Origin of the sequence: Streptomyces tendae (genome assembly GCF_014650435.1) — a bacterium.
In the GTDB taxonomy this organism is placed as follows: Bacteria; Actinomycetota; Actinomycetes; order Streptomycetales; family Streptomycetaceae; genus Streptomyces; species Streptomyces tendae.
In genome coordinates, this window is the sequence record NZ_BMUY01000026.1 from 25,629 (window position 1) to 40,422 (window position 14,794).

Below are 14,794 nucleotides of genomic sequence, written 5' to 3' on the forward strand. Positions count from 1 at the left end.
GTGACGGATACGGCGACCGATCCGCGGGCACGGGCGGCCGACATAGGTTCGGACTCGCTGAAGGGTTCCTGAGGCCCACCCCCCGATCAGAGAGTCGTTGATGATGTCAGTCCCCCGTCACCATGTCCCTCGCGGCGCTTCGCGGCAGGCTCACGGCGTATGACCACCTCCGCGCGCGCCGCTGTTCTCGAAGCGCAGGACGGGCCCTTCGAGTTCCGCGACATCGAGATCGAGGACCCGCGGTCCGACGAGGTACTCGTTCGCATGGTCGCGACCGGAATATGCGCGACCGACGCTCACGTGCGGGCACAGCGCATGGCGACGCCGCTGCCGGTGGTGCTGGGGCACGAGGGAGGAGGAGTCGTCGAACGCGTGGGGGCCGCCGTCACCACCGTCGAGCCCGGTGACCACGTCGTCCTCTCCTACCACTCGTGCGGCCGCTGCAAGCCGTGCATGTCCTCGCACGCGGCCTACTGCGACAACGTCTGGGCGGCCAACTTCGCAGGTGCCCGCCTGGACGGCTCGAACGGTCTCCACGTGGCCCACGGTGCCGAGCCGCACGGTCACTTCTTCGGCCAGTCCTCGTTCGCCACCCACGCCCTGACGCACCAACGGAACACGATCAAGGTCCCCCGCGATCTGCCCCTCGACGTCCTGGCTCCGCTGGGGTGCGGGCTGCAGACGGGCGCGGGGGCCGTACTCAAGGCCCTCACCGTGCCGGCGGGAGCGTCCTTCGCGGTCTTCGGCGTGGGAGCGGTGGGCCTGGCGGCGGTCATGGCGGCACATGTCGCGGGTGCCACCACCATCGTCGCCGTCGACGTCGACGCCGGCCGCCTCGATCTGGCCCGCGATCTCGGAGCGACGCACCTCGTGAACCCCGGCCGGGTCGAGGATCTGACCGGCGCGCTCCGCGCCGTCGACGAACGCGGCCTGGAGTACGTCCTCGACACGAGCGGCCGCGCGGAGAACCTCGACGCCGGGGTCGGCGCCCTGGCCCCGATGGGCCGATTCGGCTTCGTGGCGTTCCACGAAGGAGCGGGCGCCGTGCTCGACGCCGGCCGGCTCACGCTCGGCCAGTCGCTTCAGGGCATCATCCAGGGCGACGCCGTCTCGTCGCTCCTGATCAACGACCTTGCCCAGCTCTATCGAGCGGGCCGGTTCCCCATCGACCGACTGCTGTCCTTCTACGACTTCGCCGATATCAACACCGCGTTCGAGGACGCGGGCTCAGGCCGCGTCACCAAGGCGGTCCTTCGATTCACGTCACCGGGATAGACCACCCGTTCGACAACTTCCCAAGAACACAGAAAGGCGTCCCGCCGATGTGCCAGAGCGGTCAGATACCCATCAGCGTCGAAGAGACCCCGAGCTTCTACGGGATCGACCACTATGGATTCCCGCGCGCGGGTGCGGACGACCCGTTGGACCCCGCGGGCTACTACCCCCCGTACTTCCAGAGCGAGCACTTCCAGAAGTACGGCTACCACGTGGAAGAACTGCGCGACGGCTTCTACTGGGTCACCAGTGCCGGCTACGACGCCGCGTTCGTGGTGACCGAGGAGGGCGTGGTCGCGATAGACGCACCCCCGACGCTGGGCGAGAACATGCTGGCGGCGATCGAGGACGTCACCGACCGAACGGTGACCCACGTCATCTACAGCCACTGGCACGCCGATCACATCGGCGCGGCCTCCGTGTTCGGTCCCGACGTCGAGATCGTCGCCCACCGCATCACCAAGGAACTCCTGGAGCGCTTCCCCGACCCGAAGCGCCCCCTGCCGACGAGGACGTTCGACGACGAACTCGTCCTCGAAGTGGGCGGCGTGAGCCTGCAGCTCTCCTACAGGGGAGAGAACCACTGCCCCGGCAACATCTTCATCTACGCACCGCGGCAGAAGGTGCTCACGGCCGTGGACATCGTCAGTCCGGGAAGCGTCACGTTCATGCACTGCGACGCCTCGCAGAACATCTCCGGCTGGTACGAGGCTCAGTCCCAGATCCTCGAATACGACTTCGACTACTTCGTCGGCGGGCACCACATGCATTACGGCACCTACGAGCAGGTGAAGCTGTGCGTGGAGTACTTCACCGACGTGCTCGAGGGGGCGACTGCGGCGGTCGAGCGGTTCAGCCGCTCGGATGCGCTCGCCGACATCGTGACCGCCACCGGCTGGGACAGGATCTTCGTCGGTACCGAGAACTGGATCAGCTCCATGGCGAACTACACCACCCGCCACGTCCTCGAGAAGCGGACGAGCGACGGCCGGCTCTGGTGGGAACGGCTGGCAGGAGCCACCACCCAGACCAAGTACCACGCGTACACCGTGCTGGAATCGATCCGCCTCGAACGCCCCCGGCCCGACTACCGCCTGCGGGGCGAGAATCCGCCGGTCTTCCTGACCTGACACCGTTCTGAACGGTGCGAGCAAACCCTTGTATACGAGAAGGATCATCATGAAAGCCGTCGTCATCACCTCGTTCGGCGAACCCTCCGTGTTGCGGGTTGCGGAGGCTCCGCGACCGGTGCCGGGTCCGGGTCAGGTACTGGTGCGGGTTCACGCCGCGGGGGTGAACCCGGCGGAGATCCAGGCACGCGCCGGAGTGTTCCGCCTGCGTGCTCCCGCCATCATCGGATTCGAGTTCGCCGGCGTCGTCGAGGCGGTCGGCCCGGGCGTCGACGAGGGCATGGTCGGCGACCGCGTCGCCGGGTGGCCGGACTCCGCCACCCAGGGCTCGTACGCCGAGTACACGGTCAGCAGCAACTTCGCGACGATCCCCGACGGCGTTTCCTTCGAGGAGGCCGCGGCTACTGTCATCGGCGCCGACAACGCGGCGAGGGCTCTCGGGCTTCTGAACATTCGCCCGGGTGAGACGCTCGTGGTCACCGGCGCGAGCGGTGCTCTGGGCGGCGCCGCCGTGCAGTTCGCGCGACAGCGCGGTCTGACGGTGATCGGCGTCGCCGGGACTGACAACGCGGACTTCGTCAGGAGTCTCGGAGCGACCCCTGTCGCCCACGGCCCGGGCCTGGTCGATCGCATCCGTGCCGTCGCTCCGGGCGGGGTCGACGCCGCGCTCGACACCGCCGGCAAGGGGCTCCTTCCCGCCCTCGTCGATCTTCTCGGCGGCCCCGACCGGATCGTGACGCTCGCCGACCGCGATGCCGCACTGCACGGCGTCGTATTCAGCCCCGGGGGCAGCGGGAACCGCGACCGCGGCCCTGTCCAGGAAGCCCTGGATCTGATCGCCGCCGGCGCATGGACCGCACGCACCGGCCGGAGCTTCCCACTCGACGAGGCCGCGGACGCCCATCGCCTCGTCGCCACGGGCCACACCCACGGCAAAGTCATCCTCCTTCCCTGACTCGGCCGACCGGCCATTTCAACCAAGACAACAAACAGCTGGAGAATCCGAAATGCCTGCAGTCCTCGTCCATGGTGTACCTGATACCCACCGGCTTTGGGACACCGTCCGTTCCCATCTTCAACGCGAAGATATTGTGACGATCGATCTTCCCGGGTTTGGCGTACCCCTACCAGCGGGATTCACGTCGACGAAGGAAGAGTATCTCGATTGGCTTATCGAGAAGATCGAAGAAATCGGCGAACCCGTCGACCTGGTAGGTCATGACTGGGGGTCTCTGCTCACGGGCCGTCTCGCGTCTGTCCGGCCAGATCTGGTGCGGACATGGACAGGCATCAGCGGACCGATCGATCCGGAGTATCCGTGGCACTATCTTGCCAAGATCTGGCAAACGCCGGGCGAGGGCGAGCAATGGATGGCGGACCTCGACCTCGAGGAGTTCGCAGCAAGTCTCAACGAGGCGCAGATGCCGCGCGACGCGGCAGACGAAGCGGTCCGGCATATCGATGCCACTATGAGGGCAAGCATTCTCGCCCTTTACCGTTCGGCGATCGAGGTCGGGGCGGAGTGGAAGCCAGGTTTGAGCAAGGTGACCGCACCAGCGCTAGTGATCTGGGGCCTGGACGATCCGTTCCTTCCTCACCGCTTCGCCGACGAGCTCGGTAATGCCACACGCGCACGTGCCGTCTTCAAGCTGCGCAGCTCGCACTGGCCGATGATAGAGCGTGCGGCCGATGTCGCGCGCGAACTCGAGGCCCACTGGGCTCACGTGTAGAACCTGCGCTTGGGTCACTCGGGCTCACCATGGCGAACGGCAATAATTGCTCGCTCGCCATGGTGAGTCCGAGTGACCACGCATTTGTCCGGAAACGAATCATGGTGACGCAGCCCGGAGAACGTTGCCGGGGCTGCACACGGCAGGAGCATCCTGATGACGAATTCAGCACATACCCGGATCGGCGTCGGCCTTGTCGGGGCCAGTACCGATCGGGGTTGGGGCGGAATTGCTCACGTCCCGGCGCTGCAGGCGCTCGACGCGTTCCAGATCCGCGCCGTCAGTACGACTCGTATGGAGAGCGCGAACGCGACCGCTCGTCGGCTGGGCGCCGATCTCGCCTTCGACACGCATGAGGCTCTGGTCGTGCGACCGGAGGTCGACCTGGTGGTGGTTGCGGTCAAGGTGCCGGATCACAAGCAGATTGTTTCCGACGCGCTGGCCGCGGGCAAGATGGTTTATTGCGAATGGCCGCTCGCAAGAAACCTGTCGGAGGCCGAAGCGCTGGAGGGGTTTGCCCGCGAGCGGCGGCTGCGGACGGTTGTCGGGTTGCAGGGCGGCCTGCACCCGCCGGTCCTCTTCCTTCGCGACCTCATCGCGCAAGGCGCGATTGGCAAGCCGCTCAGCACGAGCATCCGAGCGCATCTGGCCGACGACATGTGGGTCGGCCGATATGACCCGCCGGTCGAGTACATGGCTCACGCAAAGAATGGCGCCACGCTTCTGAGCATCATGCTCGGCCACGGGCTCGAACCGCTTGCGCGCGTGCTCGGCACGTTCGAGAGTCTGTCCGCCGTCGTCGCCAATCAGCGCGGTGACGGCGTCCGCCTCTCCGATGGCGCGTCGCTGCCGAAGGACGCGCCGGATGAGATCGTCGTCGCCGGCGTTCTCGAAGGCGGGATCGTCACTTCGCTGCACTACAGTGCCGGGCAGTCAGCCGGCCCGGCGATGGTATGGGAGATCCAGGGCACCGAGGGCAGTGTGCGTGTGGAGTCGGCGTCGGGCTACATCCATTTCACCGATTTCACCATCACACTGTGCCGCGGCAGCGAGCCTGTCCAAGTGCTAGAGGTCCCCCCCGCCTATGCGGCTCCCGACCTGCAACTCGACGCACCCGCAGCGGGGGTCGCCCGCCTCTACGCCCAGTTCGCCGCCGACCTCCGCAACGGAACCGCCGATGCGCCGGATTTCGCGGTCGCACTCGATCGCCACCGGGCACTCGAGGCGATCACACGGGCCGCTGAAACAGGCCATCGGCAGCATCTGTCCCGCCCGACCGAATGAACTCCCATCTTTGAACCCGGGAGAGGCACTGCCGCAGGCCCCGAGGAGATGGCGATCCGCGAGTCAACCCTGACTTGATCACACAGAGCTGACCGCGAAGAGCCCTCCACGGACACGGACACGATTCCGTGGCAGCTGCGCACCATGCTCGACCCGTTCGTGACGCTGAGCGTTGCCGCGAGCCTCACCGAACGGGTGTTGCTGGGCACATCCACCCTCGTCGCACCCTGGTACTCCCCCTTGCTGCTCGCCCGGTCGCTGACCGGTGTCGACGGGGAGCGAGGGCCGTCTCATCACCGGCCTCGGAACCGGCTGGTCGCCTGAGGAGTACCAGGGAATGGGCGTTCCCTGGCAGGAGCGGGGCGCGCCCCGGGGCCCCCGATCAACCTGTCCGGCTTCGCCGCGGCCTCCCGACGCCGGGCGGCCCGCCGCGCGGACGGTGTACTTCCCGTCGCGGTGCCTGTCCGGGGTTCCGTATTCGACCCCGCCACCGTGATCAACGAGCCGCTGCGGGAGATCCGTGCCGGAGATCATGGAAATGTCCCGCTGAAAGCCGAGCCGCAAGACGGCGCGGTCCGCCCCGGGGGCCGCGTCATCGCGTCGGTCGCTCGCGCGCGGTCGAGGTGGCGGCATAGAGCCAACGGCGCAGGACGAGGGTCACAGCCGGCATCATCAGATACGTCATCAACGTACTGAACAGCAGCGCGAGCATCAGCACCCGCGCCACAAGCGGCCAAGCACGGAGCGCCGGCCCCAGAAGACCGTTGCCGATCAGGGAGATCGGGAGTACGGCCGCGAAGGCGGCGAGCGCCATCTTCCACCGAGGCGGCGCCGTCGTGGGCGTGTCGTGCGCAGTGGTGAACAGGGTCTCCATTCCGGAGAGTTCGCGACGCGCCACCTCGCTCTGATGATGGCCCTCGCAGTGGTCGAACAGTGCGGCCCGCTCAGGTGACATCGTCCAGTGCCGCGCGGACTCCTGGTCGCGGAACCGGTGGATCAGAACCCATGGCCCGGCGGCCGTGGCAGGCCGGAACAACCCGTCCCCCAGGTGCCCGGGAAACGCTGAGGCGGTGTCGGTCACCCGCCCGAACCACTCCCGGAAGTCCTGCTCGTAGCCGGGTTCCACCACGCGCGCGGTCAGCAGGGTGACGTCGGCCGGGCCGACGCCGTCCGTCTCGGTCATCGAATCTCACTCCGCCGTCGAGAGCTGTCAGAGCTGCGGTGCCACATGCACGAGGTGCTTGGTCTCCTGGAATTCCTCGATCCCGCGGACGCCGTTCAGGCGGCCCACTCCCGACTGCTTGAAGCCGCCCTCCTCGAACTGGTCGTGGGTCATGGCCCAGGTGTTGGTCCAGACGGTCCCGGCCCGCAGTTCGCGGCCGACGCGCAGGGGGCGGTCGACATCACGGGTCCAGATGCTCGCGGCCAGGCCGAACTCGGTGGCGTTGGCACGCGCCACGGCGTCGGCCTCGGAGTCGAACACCTCGAAGGTGGCGACCGGCCCGAACACTTCGCGCTGCACGATCGGCGAGGACACGTCGGCGACCTCGATCAGGGACGGGCCGAGGAGCGCCCGATCCCGCTTGCCCCGCACCAGGACGGTGGCGTAGTCGGCCGCGGCGGCCACGGTCTGTTCGACCCGTTGGGCGTTTCCTTCGTCGATCATGGCGCCCATCTCGCTGGCGGGGTCGTCGCCGGGCCCGACCCGGACCGCTTCGAGGGCGGCGACGAGCCGCCGCCGGAGTTCGTCGGCCACGCCGCGCTGGACCAGTATCCGGCTGCCCGTCATACAGAACTGGCCCGCGAACATGGTGACGGCCTTGGTGAGCACGGGCACGACGGCGTCCAGGTCGGCGTCGTCGAAGACGAGCATCGGCGTCTTTCCGCCCAGCTCCATGGACAGCGTTTTGAGCGTCGGGGCGGCCTGTTCCATGATCACGCGGCCGACCGCGGTGGAGCCGGTGTAGCTGAGCACGTCGACGTCCGGGGAGGAGACCAGCTCCGGAGCCCCGGCGTTGCCGCTCTCGGTGAAGACGTTGAACACGCCCGGGTCCAGGCTCGGCGTGTCGGCGACGATCTCGCTCAGCACTCCGTTGACCAGGCCGGTCTGCGCCGGCATCTTCATGACCACGGTGCAGCCGGCCGCCAGGGCGGGTGCGAAGGAACGCGCCGAGAGGATGACCGGTGAGTTCCACGGCACGATCACCGCGGCGACGCCCGCGGCTTCGCGCAGGGTCATCGAGTACATGCCGGGCCGCACTTCGCCGGCCCTGCCGTGGTCGGTGAGGGCCAGCGCCGCGTGGTAGCGGAGCTTGGGGATGGTGCCTTCGACTTCGATGGCCGCCTCGGAAAGCACTTTCCCGTTCTCCCGCGCCAGGAGGGTGATCAGTTCGTCCTTGCGCTGCTCGAGCCGGTCGGCCAGTTCGTGCAGCGCTGCCGCACGCCGGTGACGGTCGCGGGACCAGGCGGTGGAGTCGAAGGCCCTTCGGGCCGCGGCCACGGCGGCCCTCGCCTCCCGCGCACCGCCGTCGGCGAAGGTGCCGAGCAGGCCGTTGGTCGCGGGGCTGCGTGACTCGCCGCGGGAACCGGAGTCCTGCCACTGCCCGTCGATGTAGTGGCGCGCGTGGGGCAGGGTTTCGGACTTGGGCATCAGGTGACCTCTCGTCATGCGTCGCACGGCGTTTCGCCGCGGGTCCGCGGGACAACGTCAGCGACGCTACAAAGCAGGGCCGGTGAGCGAATCGGGCGGGCAATCCGTCGTTTCCGCCGGAGGCGTCGCGCGCCCGCTCCGCCGCGGCCTTTCTGCGCTCACGGCGGCTCGCAACCGGCGTGGAGGTGGCTCAGCTCGGTTCGGGTGTTGATGCCGAGCTTGGCAAACACGTTCCCGAGGTGGTGGCCCACGGTGCGGTGGCTGATCCGCAGCTGTACGCCGATCTCGCGATTCGTCAGCTGTTCGGCGGCCAGTTGGGCGACTCGCTGTTCCTGGGCGGTGAGCCGGTTCATCGCCCCGGTGTCCGAGCTTCCCCGGAGTCCCGGCGCTCCGGTGAGGTCCTGCTCGCGCTGCGCGCGTTGGCGCAGCGGCTCGGCACCGAGCCGGTCGAACGCCTCCAAGGCGGCGCCGATCCGGACGCGCGCCTCGGTCCGCCGGCGGCCCCGTCGCAACCACTCGCCGTAGGACAACTGAGCGCGCGCGTAGAGCAGCGGGTGGGATCGGGCACCCGGCACGTCGAGTGCGGCCCGGAAGGCGCCCTCGGCCCGGGCGCCGCCGAGGAGCCCGCGCGTGACGTGCGCGGCACAGCGGGCCCACGGCGCTCCCGTGCGCCGCGCCCAGGCTTCGAGCACCCGTACCCGTTCGTCCGCGAGGTCGCTTCTGCCGACGCGCACGGCCGCCTCGGCCGTGTCGAGAGCGGCCAGGAGCGCGAAGGTCGGGTGTTCCGCGCCATGGCCCGGCTCGGTCAGGCGCACCAGGATGTCCAGGGCTTCCTCGGGACACTCGCGAAACAGCGAGGCCATGCCGCGGTTCCAGTACGCGGCGGCGCTCAGCGCGCGGACGCCCTGCGGGAGTGACGTCTCCAGAGTCCTGGCGGTGGCCTCCGCGACGGCGCGTTCGTCACCACGCGCCGCGGCGAGCCAGCCCAGGCTGGTGCGGCAGTGGGAGGCGATGTGGTCGGCACCCAGGTCCTGGGCCGGCCGCAGTCCCTCCGCGGCCGAGGACTCCGCTGGCGGCCAGCGGCCGGCAGCGTTGTCGAGCATCCCGGTCTGGGCCAGGGCGGCGGCGAGCCGAGCGCGCTCGCTGCGCCGCCGCAGGTGCGGCAACCGGCGGCGCAGCGCATCCGCCATCGGCTTGTCGATCCCCCAGGCCAGGGCGAGGGGTGTCGGCGGCAGCAACGGCAGGATGGTCGTACGGGCCCGCGCGGCGGCATCACCGAGGTCGCAGGTGTCCGCCGGCGCCGCGTCGGCGGACACGTCGTCGCTCCACCAGGCAAGCGTGCCGGGTAATCCGGTCCGGCCCGCGACGTCGTCTTCGAGCAGCAGTTCCAGCGCTCTGTCCCGCAGGTCGCCGCGTCCGACGGACCAGGCGGCGCGCATGGCCAGCGTGCCCAGTTCCAGCGCCGTTCCCGGTTCCGGGACGCGCTTCATGTCGGTGATCAGGAAGTGGTGCGCCATCTCGGGCATGCCCCGGGCGAACTCCATGATCCCCCGCAGACCCCGGCTCCGCCGGGCGACGTGAGCACCGGGGGCCAGCCGTTCCGCGTCATCGAGCAGGCGCTCCGCCGTGGCTGCCCACCCGGCGTCCCAGGAAGCCCTGGCCGCCTCGGCGAGGCGTTGTGAGGCGTCGATCGGTGCGGCCGACAGTTCGGCGGCCCGCCACCACCCCGTGCCGCCGTGTTCGTGGCCCTGCGGAGCCGGGAGCGGGCGGCGGTCCGTTCTAGGAGCCGCGCGACGTCCTCATCGCGTCCGCGGGCCAGGGCGGCGAGATGCCATGCGCGCTCCTCGGCCTCGTCCGGCATCGTGGCGGCCAGGGCGCGGTGAGCCCGGCGCCTCGTCGCGGCACCGCAGCCCTCGTAGACGGCTCTGCTCACGACGTGGTGCCGGAAACCGACGCGGTTGCCCGCCACGTGGAGCAGGCCCGCGTTGGTCACTTCCTCCCAGACGGCGTCACCGGCACCCGACGCACGGCCGGCCCGCTGCACCGTGAGCCGGTCGCCGTGCTCCTCGGCCGCCGCGAGCACGGTCAGCAACTGCGCCGGAGGGCTCAGGACCTCGATCCCGGCACGGAAAGCCCGCTGCAGGCGCGGCCCGACGGGCGGTCGTCCTCGCTTCCGGCGATGCTCGGCGTCGTCGAGGTCGCCCCCGAGCGTGGCCAGTTCATGCAGCGCCAAGGGGCTGCCCCCGGCCCCCGGACCATGTTCCGCGTCGTCGCCTCGTCGGTGAGCGGCGCCACGGACGCCACAAGCTGCCGCGCGCTCTCGTCGCTCAGGCCGTCGACCCGCACGTCGGCCACGCCTTCCCAGGGCCGGGCGGCCGGATCGCTGTGATCGGCGAGCACGACGACCACGGGATGCGCTCCCACGCGTCGAGCGACGAACCCCAGGCACAGCGCGGTGGCCTCGTCGAGCCACTGCCCGTCGTCCACCACGACGAGCACGGGCTGCCGCTCGGCGAGTCCGCAGAGCAGCGACAGCACGGCCGCCCCGACCACCAGGCGGTCCGTCGGCTCACCGCTCAGCCCGAGCGCGGTACGCGCAGCGGCGGCCTGGGCCGTCGCCAGGAGCTCGACACGATCGGCCAGCGGTCGCAGCAGCCCGTGCAGCCCCGCGAAAGCCAGGTCCGACTCGGACCGGGTGGCCGAGTGGCTCAGCCGGACGAAGTGCATGGCCTGGCCGTACACGTGGCGAAGCAGAGCTGACTTGCCGATACCCGGCTCGCCCCACACCACGAGCGCGCCACCGCTCCCGCCGCGGGCCTGCGAGAGCAGCCCGTCGAGAACTGCGGTCTCCTCGCGGCGTCCGAACAGCTCCGTCGGCGCTGCCGCTGTCGCAGCTCCGTCACCGGGCCCGCCACGCGCCCACCGCATCACGTCACGCGTTCGGACTGGACGAGTTCGCGGGCGCGCGGCGCGACCTCGTGACCGAAGAGGTTCAGGTCGGCAGGCTCGTCCGAGGCGAGGATGAACCCGGACACGCCGTACTGCAGGGCGAGGTCGGCGATCTGTTCGGCCCAGTCGCCGGGAGTCCCCTGCAACAGGCCGCCAGCGCCGGACGTGAATCGGCCGCTCAGGTTGAGCAGGCGGCTGACCGCCGCGGGCTCCCGGCCGGCGGCGGATGCGGCCTCGTCGATCTGCTCGTTCATCGCGCGCAGCGATGCCGGGCCCTCGGGCAGGAAACCCAGGGAGGGCAGCCAACCGTCGGCGATCCTGCCCGTCAGCCGGAGCATGCGCGGCTTGTAGGCACCGATGCGGATCGGGATGCGATGGGCGGGTGCCGGGCCGCGCTTGGCGCCGTTCACGGTGTAGAACTCCCCGGTGACACGGAGGGGACCGGTCTCGTCGGTGGCCCACAGACCCCGGATCACGTCCACGGCCTCCTCCACCGCCCGCACGGCCTGGGCCGGTTCGAGCCGGCGGCCTCCCATCGCGACGATGCCGTCCCAGAACGCGCCCGCGCCGATGCCCAGTTCGACTCGCCCGCCGGTCAGCCGGTCCAGGCTCGCGGCGGCGCGGGCCAGCACGGCCGGGGGCCGCAGCGGAAGGCTCAGCACGTTGCCGCTGATCCGGATCCGTTCGGTGCGTGCGGCGACGTACGACATCAGGGTCCAGGTGTCCTGGAACGCCGACTGGTAGGGGTGGTCCTGGAAGCTGACCAGGTCGAGGCCCGCCCTCTCGGATGTCTGGGCCAGCTCGACCGGCGCCTGAGGCGGGCGGGCGGCGGGGGTGATGAAGCTGCCGAACCACAGTTCGTGGCCGTAGTCGCTCATGGGGTGCTTCCTCCGGGGTGGTTCGCGGCGGGTGTGAGGGCGAAGTTGTCGCCGAACACGCCCTCGGGGTCGTAGACGCTCTTCAGCTCACGCAGACGCGTGAGGGTCCGCGGGGGCCAGGCCGCGGTGATCCGCTCGGGCCGGAGGCTGGACTCGAAGCTGATGTAGAGGCCGTCGAGGAAAGGGCTCAGCCGGGCCCAGGCCCGGTCGACCACCTCGTCGGCACCGCCCATCACCACCAGCGAGAAGTTCGCGTCGCGGTGGGCGTAGGCCGTGGCGTCCGAGGGAACATCGGCGACGGCGCCGCCGACCGAGCGGAGCTGGAACCATCCGATCGCGCCGCTGCGGATCATGCGAGCCGCCGCCGCGGCGAACTGCGGGGTCACGTGCCGGAGCAGACCGCTGCGTGAGACCGGTTCACCGTGGGAGACCGGTGGGTCGTCGCTCGCGTTGTCCATCACGGCCGCGTAGGAGGTGATGACGATGTCCTGGGCGTACATCGCGGAGATCGCGGCCAGTGGCTCCAGCCGGGCGCGCACGGTCTCCGGCTCCGAGGAGTCGACCATGGTGTGGCTCACCGCGAGCGCCGGTCGTCCGCCGCGCGGGGGCGGCACGATGACGAAGCTGGTGAGGTCCCGCGGAGAGTCCTCGACCGCCCGGCCCCACTCGACGAGGTAGCGCTCGAGGTCGCTCGCGTCCTGGGTGAGCCGGGCGAACGCGACCGCGCCCACGTCGTCGGCCTCGAACTCGAAGGCAGTGACGATCCCGAAGTTCGCGCCCGCCCCTCGCACGGCCCGGAAGAGATCGGGGTTCTCCGCATCGTCGGCCCGCACGACGGAGCCGTCCGCGAGCACCATCTCCACGGCCCGCAGGCGGTCGATGGTCAGTCCGTGCCCGCGCGCCGCCTCGACACCGAGCCGCACCGGCAGTCTCTCCGGATCGACACCGAAGGCGCCGCTGTACGACTTGTAGTCGAAGGGATTGACGCCGGCCGCGCGGACCGTCATCCGTACCTCGTTCGGCCTCGGCTCCGGGACGGCGACATCCATCACCGACAGGACCTCGGGACCCCCATACGCGCCCGCCACTACCGCAGTTGTTTCGCTCATACGAGAGGACAACGGGTGCGCGACGCCCCATTCCTCAGGTCCGGGCCGCCGCCGCGTGCGGGGTCTCGTCCACGGGATGCACGGCGAGAGCGATCTTGCCGCGCGGGCGTTGGCGTCCTTCGTCGGCGGAGCCGCCTTCCAAGAGGCTGTGGGCGTGGGCGACATCGGCCAGCGGCAGCACGGCGCCAATCACCGGCCGGAGTTCGCCCTGGTCGACCAGGCGGCCGAGGGCCTCGAGTTTTGCCCGGCCGGGACTGACGAAGAGGAAATGGTAGGTCGCGTTCACGCCCCAAGCGGCGAGGAGGTTCTGCGGCTCGGGAATGTCCACGATCGACACCACGCGGCCTCGGTCGGCCAGAGCCAGCGGACTGCGGGTGAGGGTGTCCCGGCCCACCGTGTCCAACACGACGTCCACCCCGCCCAGGGCCTGCACCTGCGGCACATAGTCACCGGCCGAGAAGTCGATCGTAACGTCCGCTCCCAGCCGGGTGACGAAGTCGTGATCCCTCGCCCGCGCGGTGGTGACCACCTCGGCCCCCAGCGCACGTGCGACCTGGATGGCGACCGAACCGACCCCGCCCGCGCCGCCGTGCACCAGGACCCGCTCCCCGGCCCGCACTCCGGCCCGTTCGACCAGCGCCTCCCACGCCGTCACACCCACGAGAGCGAGACCGGCGGCCTCGACATGCGACAAGCGGGAGGGCTTGCGGGCGACCAGGGCCTGGTCGACCACGTGGAACTCGGCATAGGTCCCCTGACCGGTGAACACCGGCGCCAAGTACCAGACCTCGTCGCCCGGCCGGTAGTCGCCCGCCCCCGTGCCGGTCTCGACGACCACGCCGGACACGTCGTTGCCGATCACCGCCGGCAGCGCCACCTGGTCGCGGTAGTCGCCGCGGCGGGTCTGCAGGTCCAGGGGATTCACGGAGGTGGCCATGACCCTCACCAGCAGCTGGCCGGGCCCAGGGCTGGGCACGGGCAGTTCCCGTGCCGCGAACGCGGTGTCCGCGCCACCGAAACGGACGAGTTCCATCACACGCATCGAAGAGGACATACGGCGAAGATAAATCGTCATATCGCGAATCGTCAATATGAGAATGGGTTACGATCACGCCGTGTTCTCGGAAGAGCAGTTGCTGTCCGTATTCCGGGCCCTGTCCAACCCCGCCCGCCGCCAGATGCTGGTGTGGCTCAAGGACCCCATGAGCTTCCCCGACCAGAAGGCCGAGGACGTCGAGATCGGCGTCTGCGTGACCGACATCCAGCGGCGCATGGGCCTGGGACAGTCCACCACCTCCCAGTACCTCACCATGCTGCGGCAGGCAGGGCTGGTGGTCGCCACCCGACGCGGCAAGTGGACCTACTACCGCCGCGACGAGGCGAACATCGCCCGCCTCTTGGAGACCCTGCGCGACGTGTTCTAGCGCCTGGCCCCGGTACGGCGCCCCGGTGCGGCCGGTCTCAGCGGAACGCGGTGACATTGCGGGCGGCCCAGTCGGCGAAGGAGCGCGGGGCACGGCCCAGAACCCGTTCGACGTCCGGGCTGACGCGCTGTTCGGCCGGGCTCGGGTTGCCGAGGATGTCCAGGGTGTCGTCGGCCAACTCCGCCGGCATGCTCCGGGCCATGGCGGACCTGGCCTCGTCGCGGGTCAGCTCGTGGAAGGCCACGGGCGAGCCCAGCGCGGCGGCGAGGGCCTCCGTCTGCCCGCGCGGAGTGATCACCTCCGGGCCGGTCAGCTCGTACGCGCCGCCGGTGTAACGGTCCTCCAGCAGGCAGGCCGCCGCCACC

Annotated in this window: 15 protein-coding genes; 7 read left to right on the forward strand and 8 right to left on the reverse strand. The window is 70.0% G+C overall.

Annotation, left to right across the window (positions count from 1 at the left end; genetic code table 11):
* The first annotated feature begins 159 nt into the window (after nt 1–159).
* From IE258_RS38825 to IE258_RS41545, 6 genes are all read left to right on the forward strand, one after another.
* On the forward strand, nt 160–1,275 hold the full coding sequence (locus tag IE258_RS38825; protein WP_189750510.1) for an NAD(P)-dependent alcohol dehydrogenase: 1,116 nt from the start codon (nt 160–162) through the stop codon (nt 1,273–1,275).
* A 47-nt stretch (nt 1,276–1,322) separates the two neighbouring features.
* Nucleotides 1,323–2,405 carry an MBL fold metallo-hydrolase gene (locus IE258_RS38830; RefSeq protein ID WP_189750511.1) on the forward strand — a complete coding sequence of 361 codons (1,083 nt, stop codon included), beginning with the start codon at nt 1,323–1,325 and terminating at the stop codon, nt 2,403–2,405.
* A 49-nt stretch (nt 2,406–2,454) separates the two neighbouring features.
* Nucleotides 2,455–3,360 carry an NADP-dependent oxidoreductase gene (locus IE258_RS38835; RefSeq protein ID WP_189750512.1) on the forward strand — a complete coding sequence of 302 codons (906 nt, stop codon included), beginning with the start codon at nt 2,455–2,457 and terminating at the stop codon, nt 3,358–3,360.
* 52 nt (nt 3,361–3,412) lie between these two features.
* Nucleotides 3,413–4,135 (forward strand): alpha/beta fold hydrolase, encoded by a 723-nt coding sequence (locus IE258_RS38840; protein WP_059302981.1) that lies wholly within the window; start codon nt 3,413–3,415, stop codon nt 4,133–4,135.
* A gap of 156 nt (nt 4,136–4,291) precedes the next feature.
* On the forward strand, nt 4,292–5,419 hold the full coding sequence (locus tag IE258_RS38845) for a Gfo/Idh/MocA family protein (protein WP_189750513.1): 1,128 nt from the start codon (nt 4,292–4,294) through the stop codon (nt 5,417–5,419).
* Nucleotides 5,420–5,563: 144 nt separating this feature from the next.
* The gene (locus IE258_RS41545) at nt 5,564–5,743 is read left to right on the forward strand and encodes an LLM class flavin-dependent oxidoreductase (protein ID WP_229892718.1); all 180 of its coding nucleotides are present in this window, start codon (nt 5,564–5,566) and stop codon (nt 5,741–5,743) included.
* Between the two features lie 268 nt (nt 5,744–6,011).
* On the opposite strand, the gene IE258_RS38855 is transcribed toward IE258_RS41545, so the two are convergent.
* The 7 genes from IE258_RS38855 to IE258_RS38880 all read right to left on the reverse strand — a co-directional run bounded on the left by IE258_RS38855 (nt 6,012) and on the right by IE258_RS38880 (nt 14,059).
* On the reverse strand, nt 6,012–6,602 hold the full coding sequence (locus IE258_RS38855; RefSeq protein ID WP_189750514.1) for an antibiotic biosynthesis monooxygenase: 591 nt from the start codon (nt 6,600–6,602) through the stop codon (nt 6,012–6,014).
* Nucleotides 6,603–6,629: 27 nt separating this feature from the next.
* Nucleotides 6,630–8,069, reverse strand: coding sequence for an aldehyde dehydrogenase family protein (locus IE258_RS38860; RefSeq protein ID WP_189750515.1), 1,440 nt, complete (start codon nt 8,067–8,069; stop codon nt 6,630–6,632).
* Between the two features lie 158 nt (nt 8,070–8,227).
* Complete coding sequence (locus IE258_RS41550) at nt 8,228–9,595, reverse strand: LuxR family transcriptional regulator (RefSeq protein WP_229892720.1); 1,368 nt, start codon at nt 9,593–9,595, stop codon at nt 8,228–8,230.
* Between the two features lie 580 nt (nt 9,596–10,175).
* Nucleotides 10,176–10,997, reverse strand: a complete 822-nt coding sequence (locus tag IE258_RS41555) for an ATP-binding protein (protein ID WP_229892721.1) — start codon at nt 10,995–10,997, stop codon at nt 10,176–10,178.
* Nucleotides 10,997–11,896, reverse strand: coding sequence for an LLM class flavin-dependent oxidoreductase (locus IE258_RS38870; RefSeq protein WP_189750516.1), 900 nt, complete (start codon nt 11,894–11,896; stop codon nt 10,997–10,999). The genes IE258_RS41555 and IE258_RS38870 overlap by 1 nt, the downstream gene beginning before the upstream one ends.
* Nucleotides 11,893–12,903, reverse strand: coding sequence for an FAD-binding oxidoreductase (locus IE258_RS41560; RefSeq protein ID WP_229892722.1), 1,011 nt, complete (start codon nt 12,901–12,903; stop codon nt 11,893–11,895). Before IE258_RS41560 ends, IE258_RS38870 begins: the two co-directional genes overlap by 4 nt.
* Nucleotides 12,904–13,039: 136 nt before the next feature.
* The gene (locus tag IE258_RS38880) at nt 13,040–14,059 is read right to left on the reverse strand and encodes a zinc-binding dehydrogenase (RefSeq protein WP_189750517.1); all 1,020 of its coding nucleotides are present in this window, start codon (nt 14,057–14,059) and stop codon (nt 13,040–13,042) included.
* A gap of 61 nt (nt 14,060–14,120) precedes the next feature.
* Between IE258_RS38880 and IE258_RS38885 the strand changes: the two genes are divergently transcribed.
* Nucleotides 14,121–14,429: an ArsR/SmtB family transcription factor gene (locus tag IE258_RS38885; protein ID WP_189750518.1), complete on the forward strand. Its 309-nt coding sequence runs from the start codon at nt 14,121–14,123 to the stop codon at nt 14,427–14,429.
* Between the two features lie 37 nt (nt 14,430–14,466).
* Here IE258_RS38885 and IE258_RS38890 read toward each other — a convergent pair.
* A partial coding sequence (locus IE258_RS38890; RefSeq protein ID WP_506417440.1) for a Rossmann-fold NAD(P)-binding domain-containing protein occupies nt 14,467–14,794 on the reverse strand: 328 nt, incomplete at its 5' end.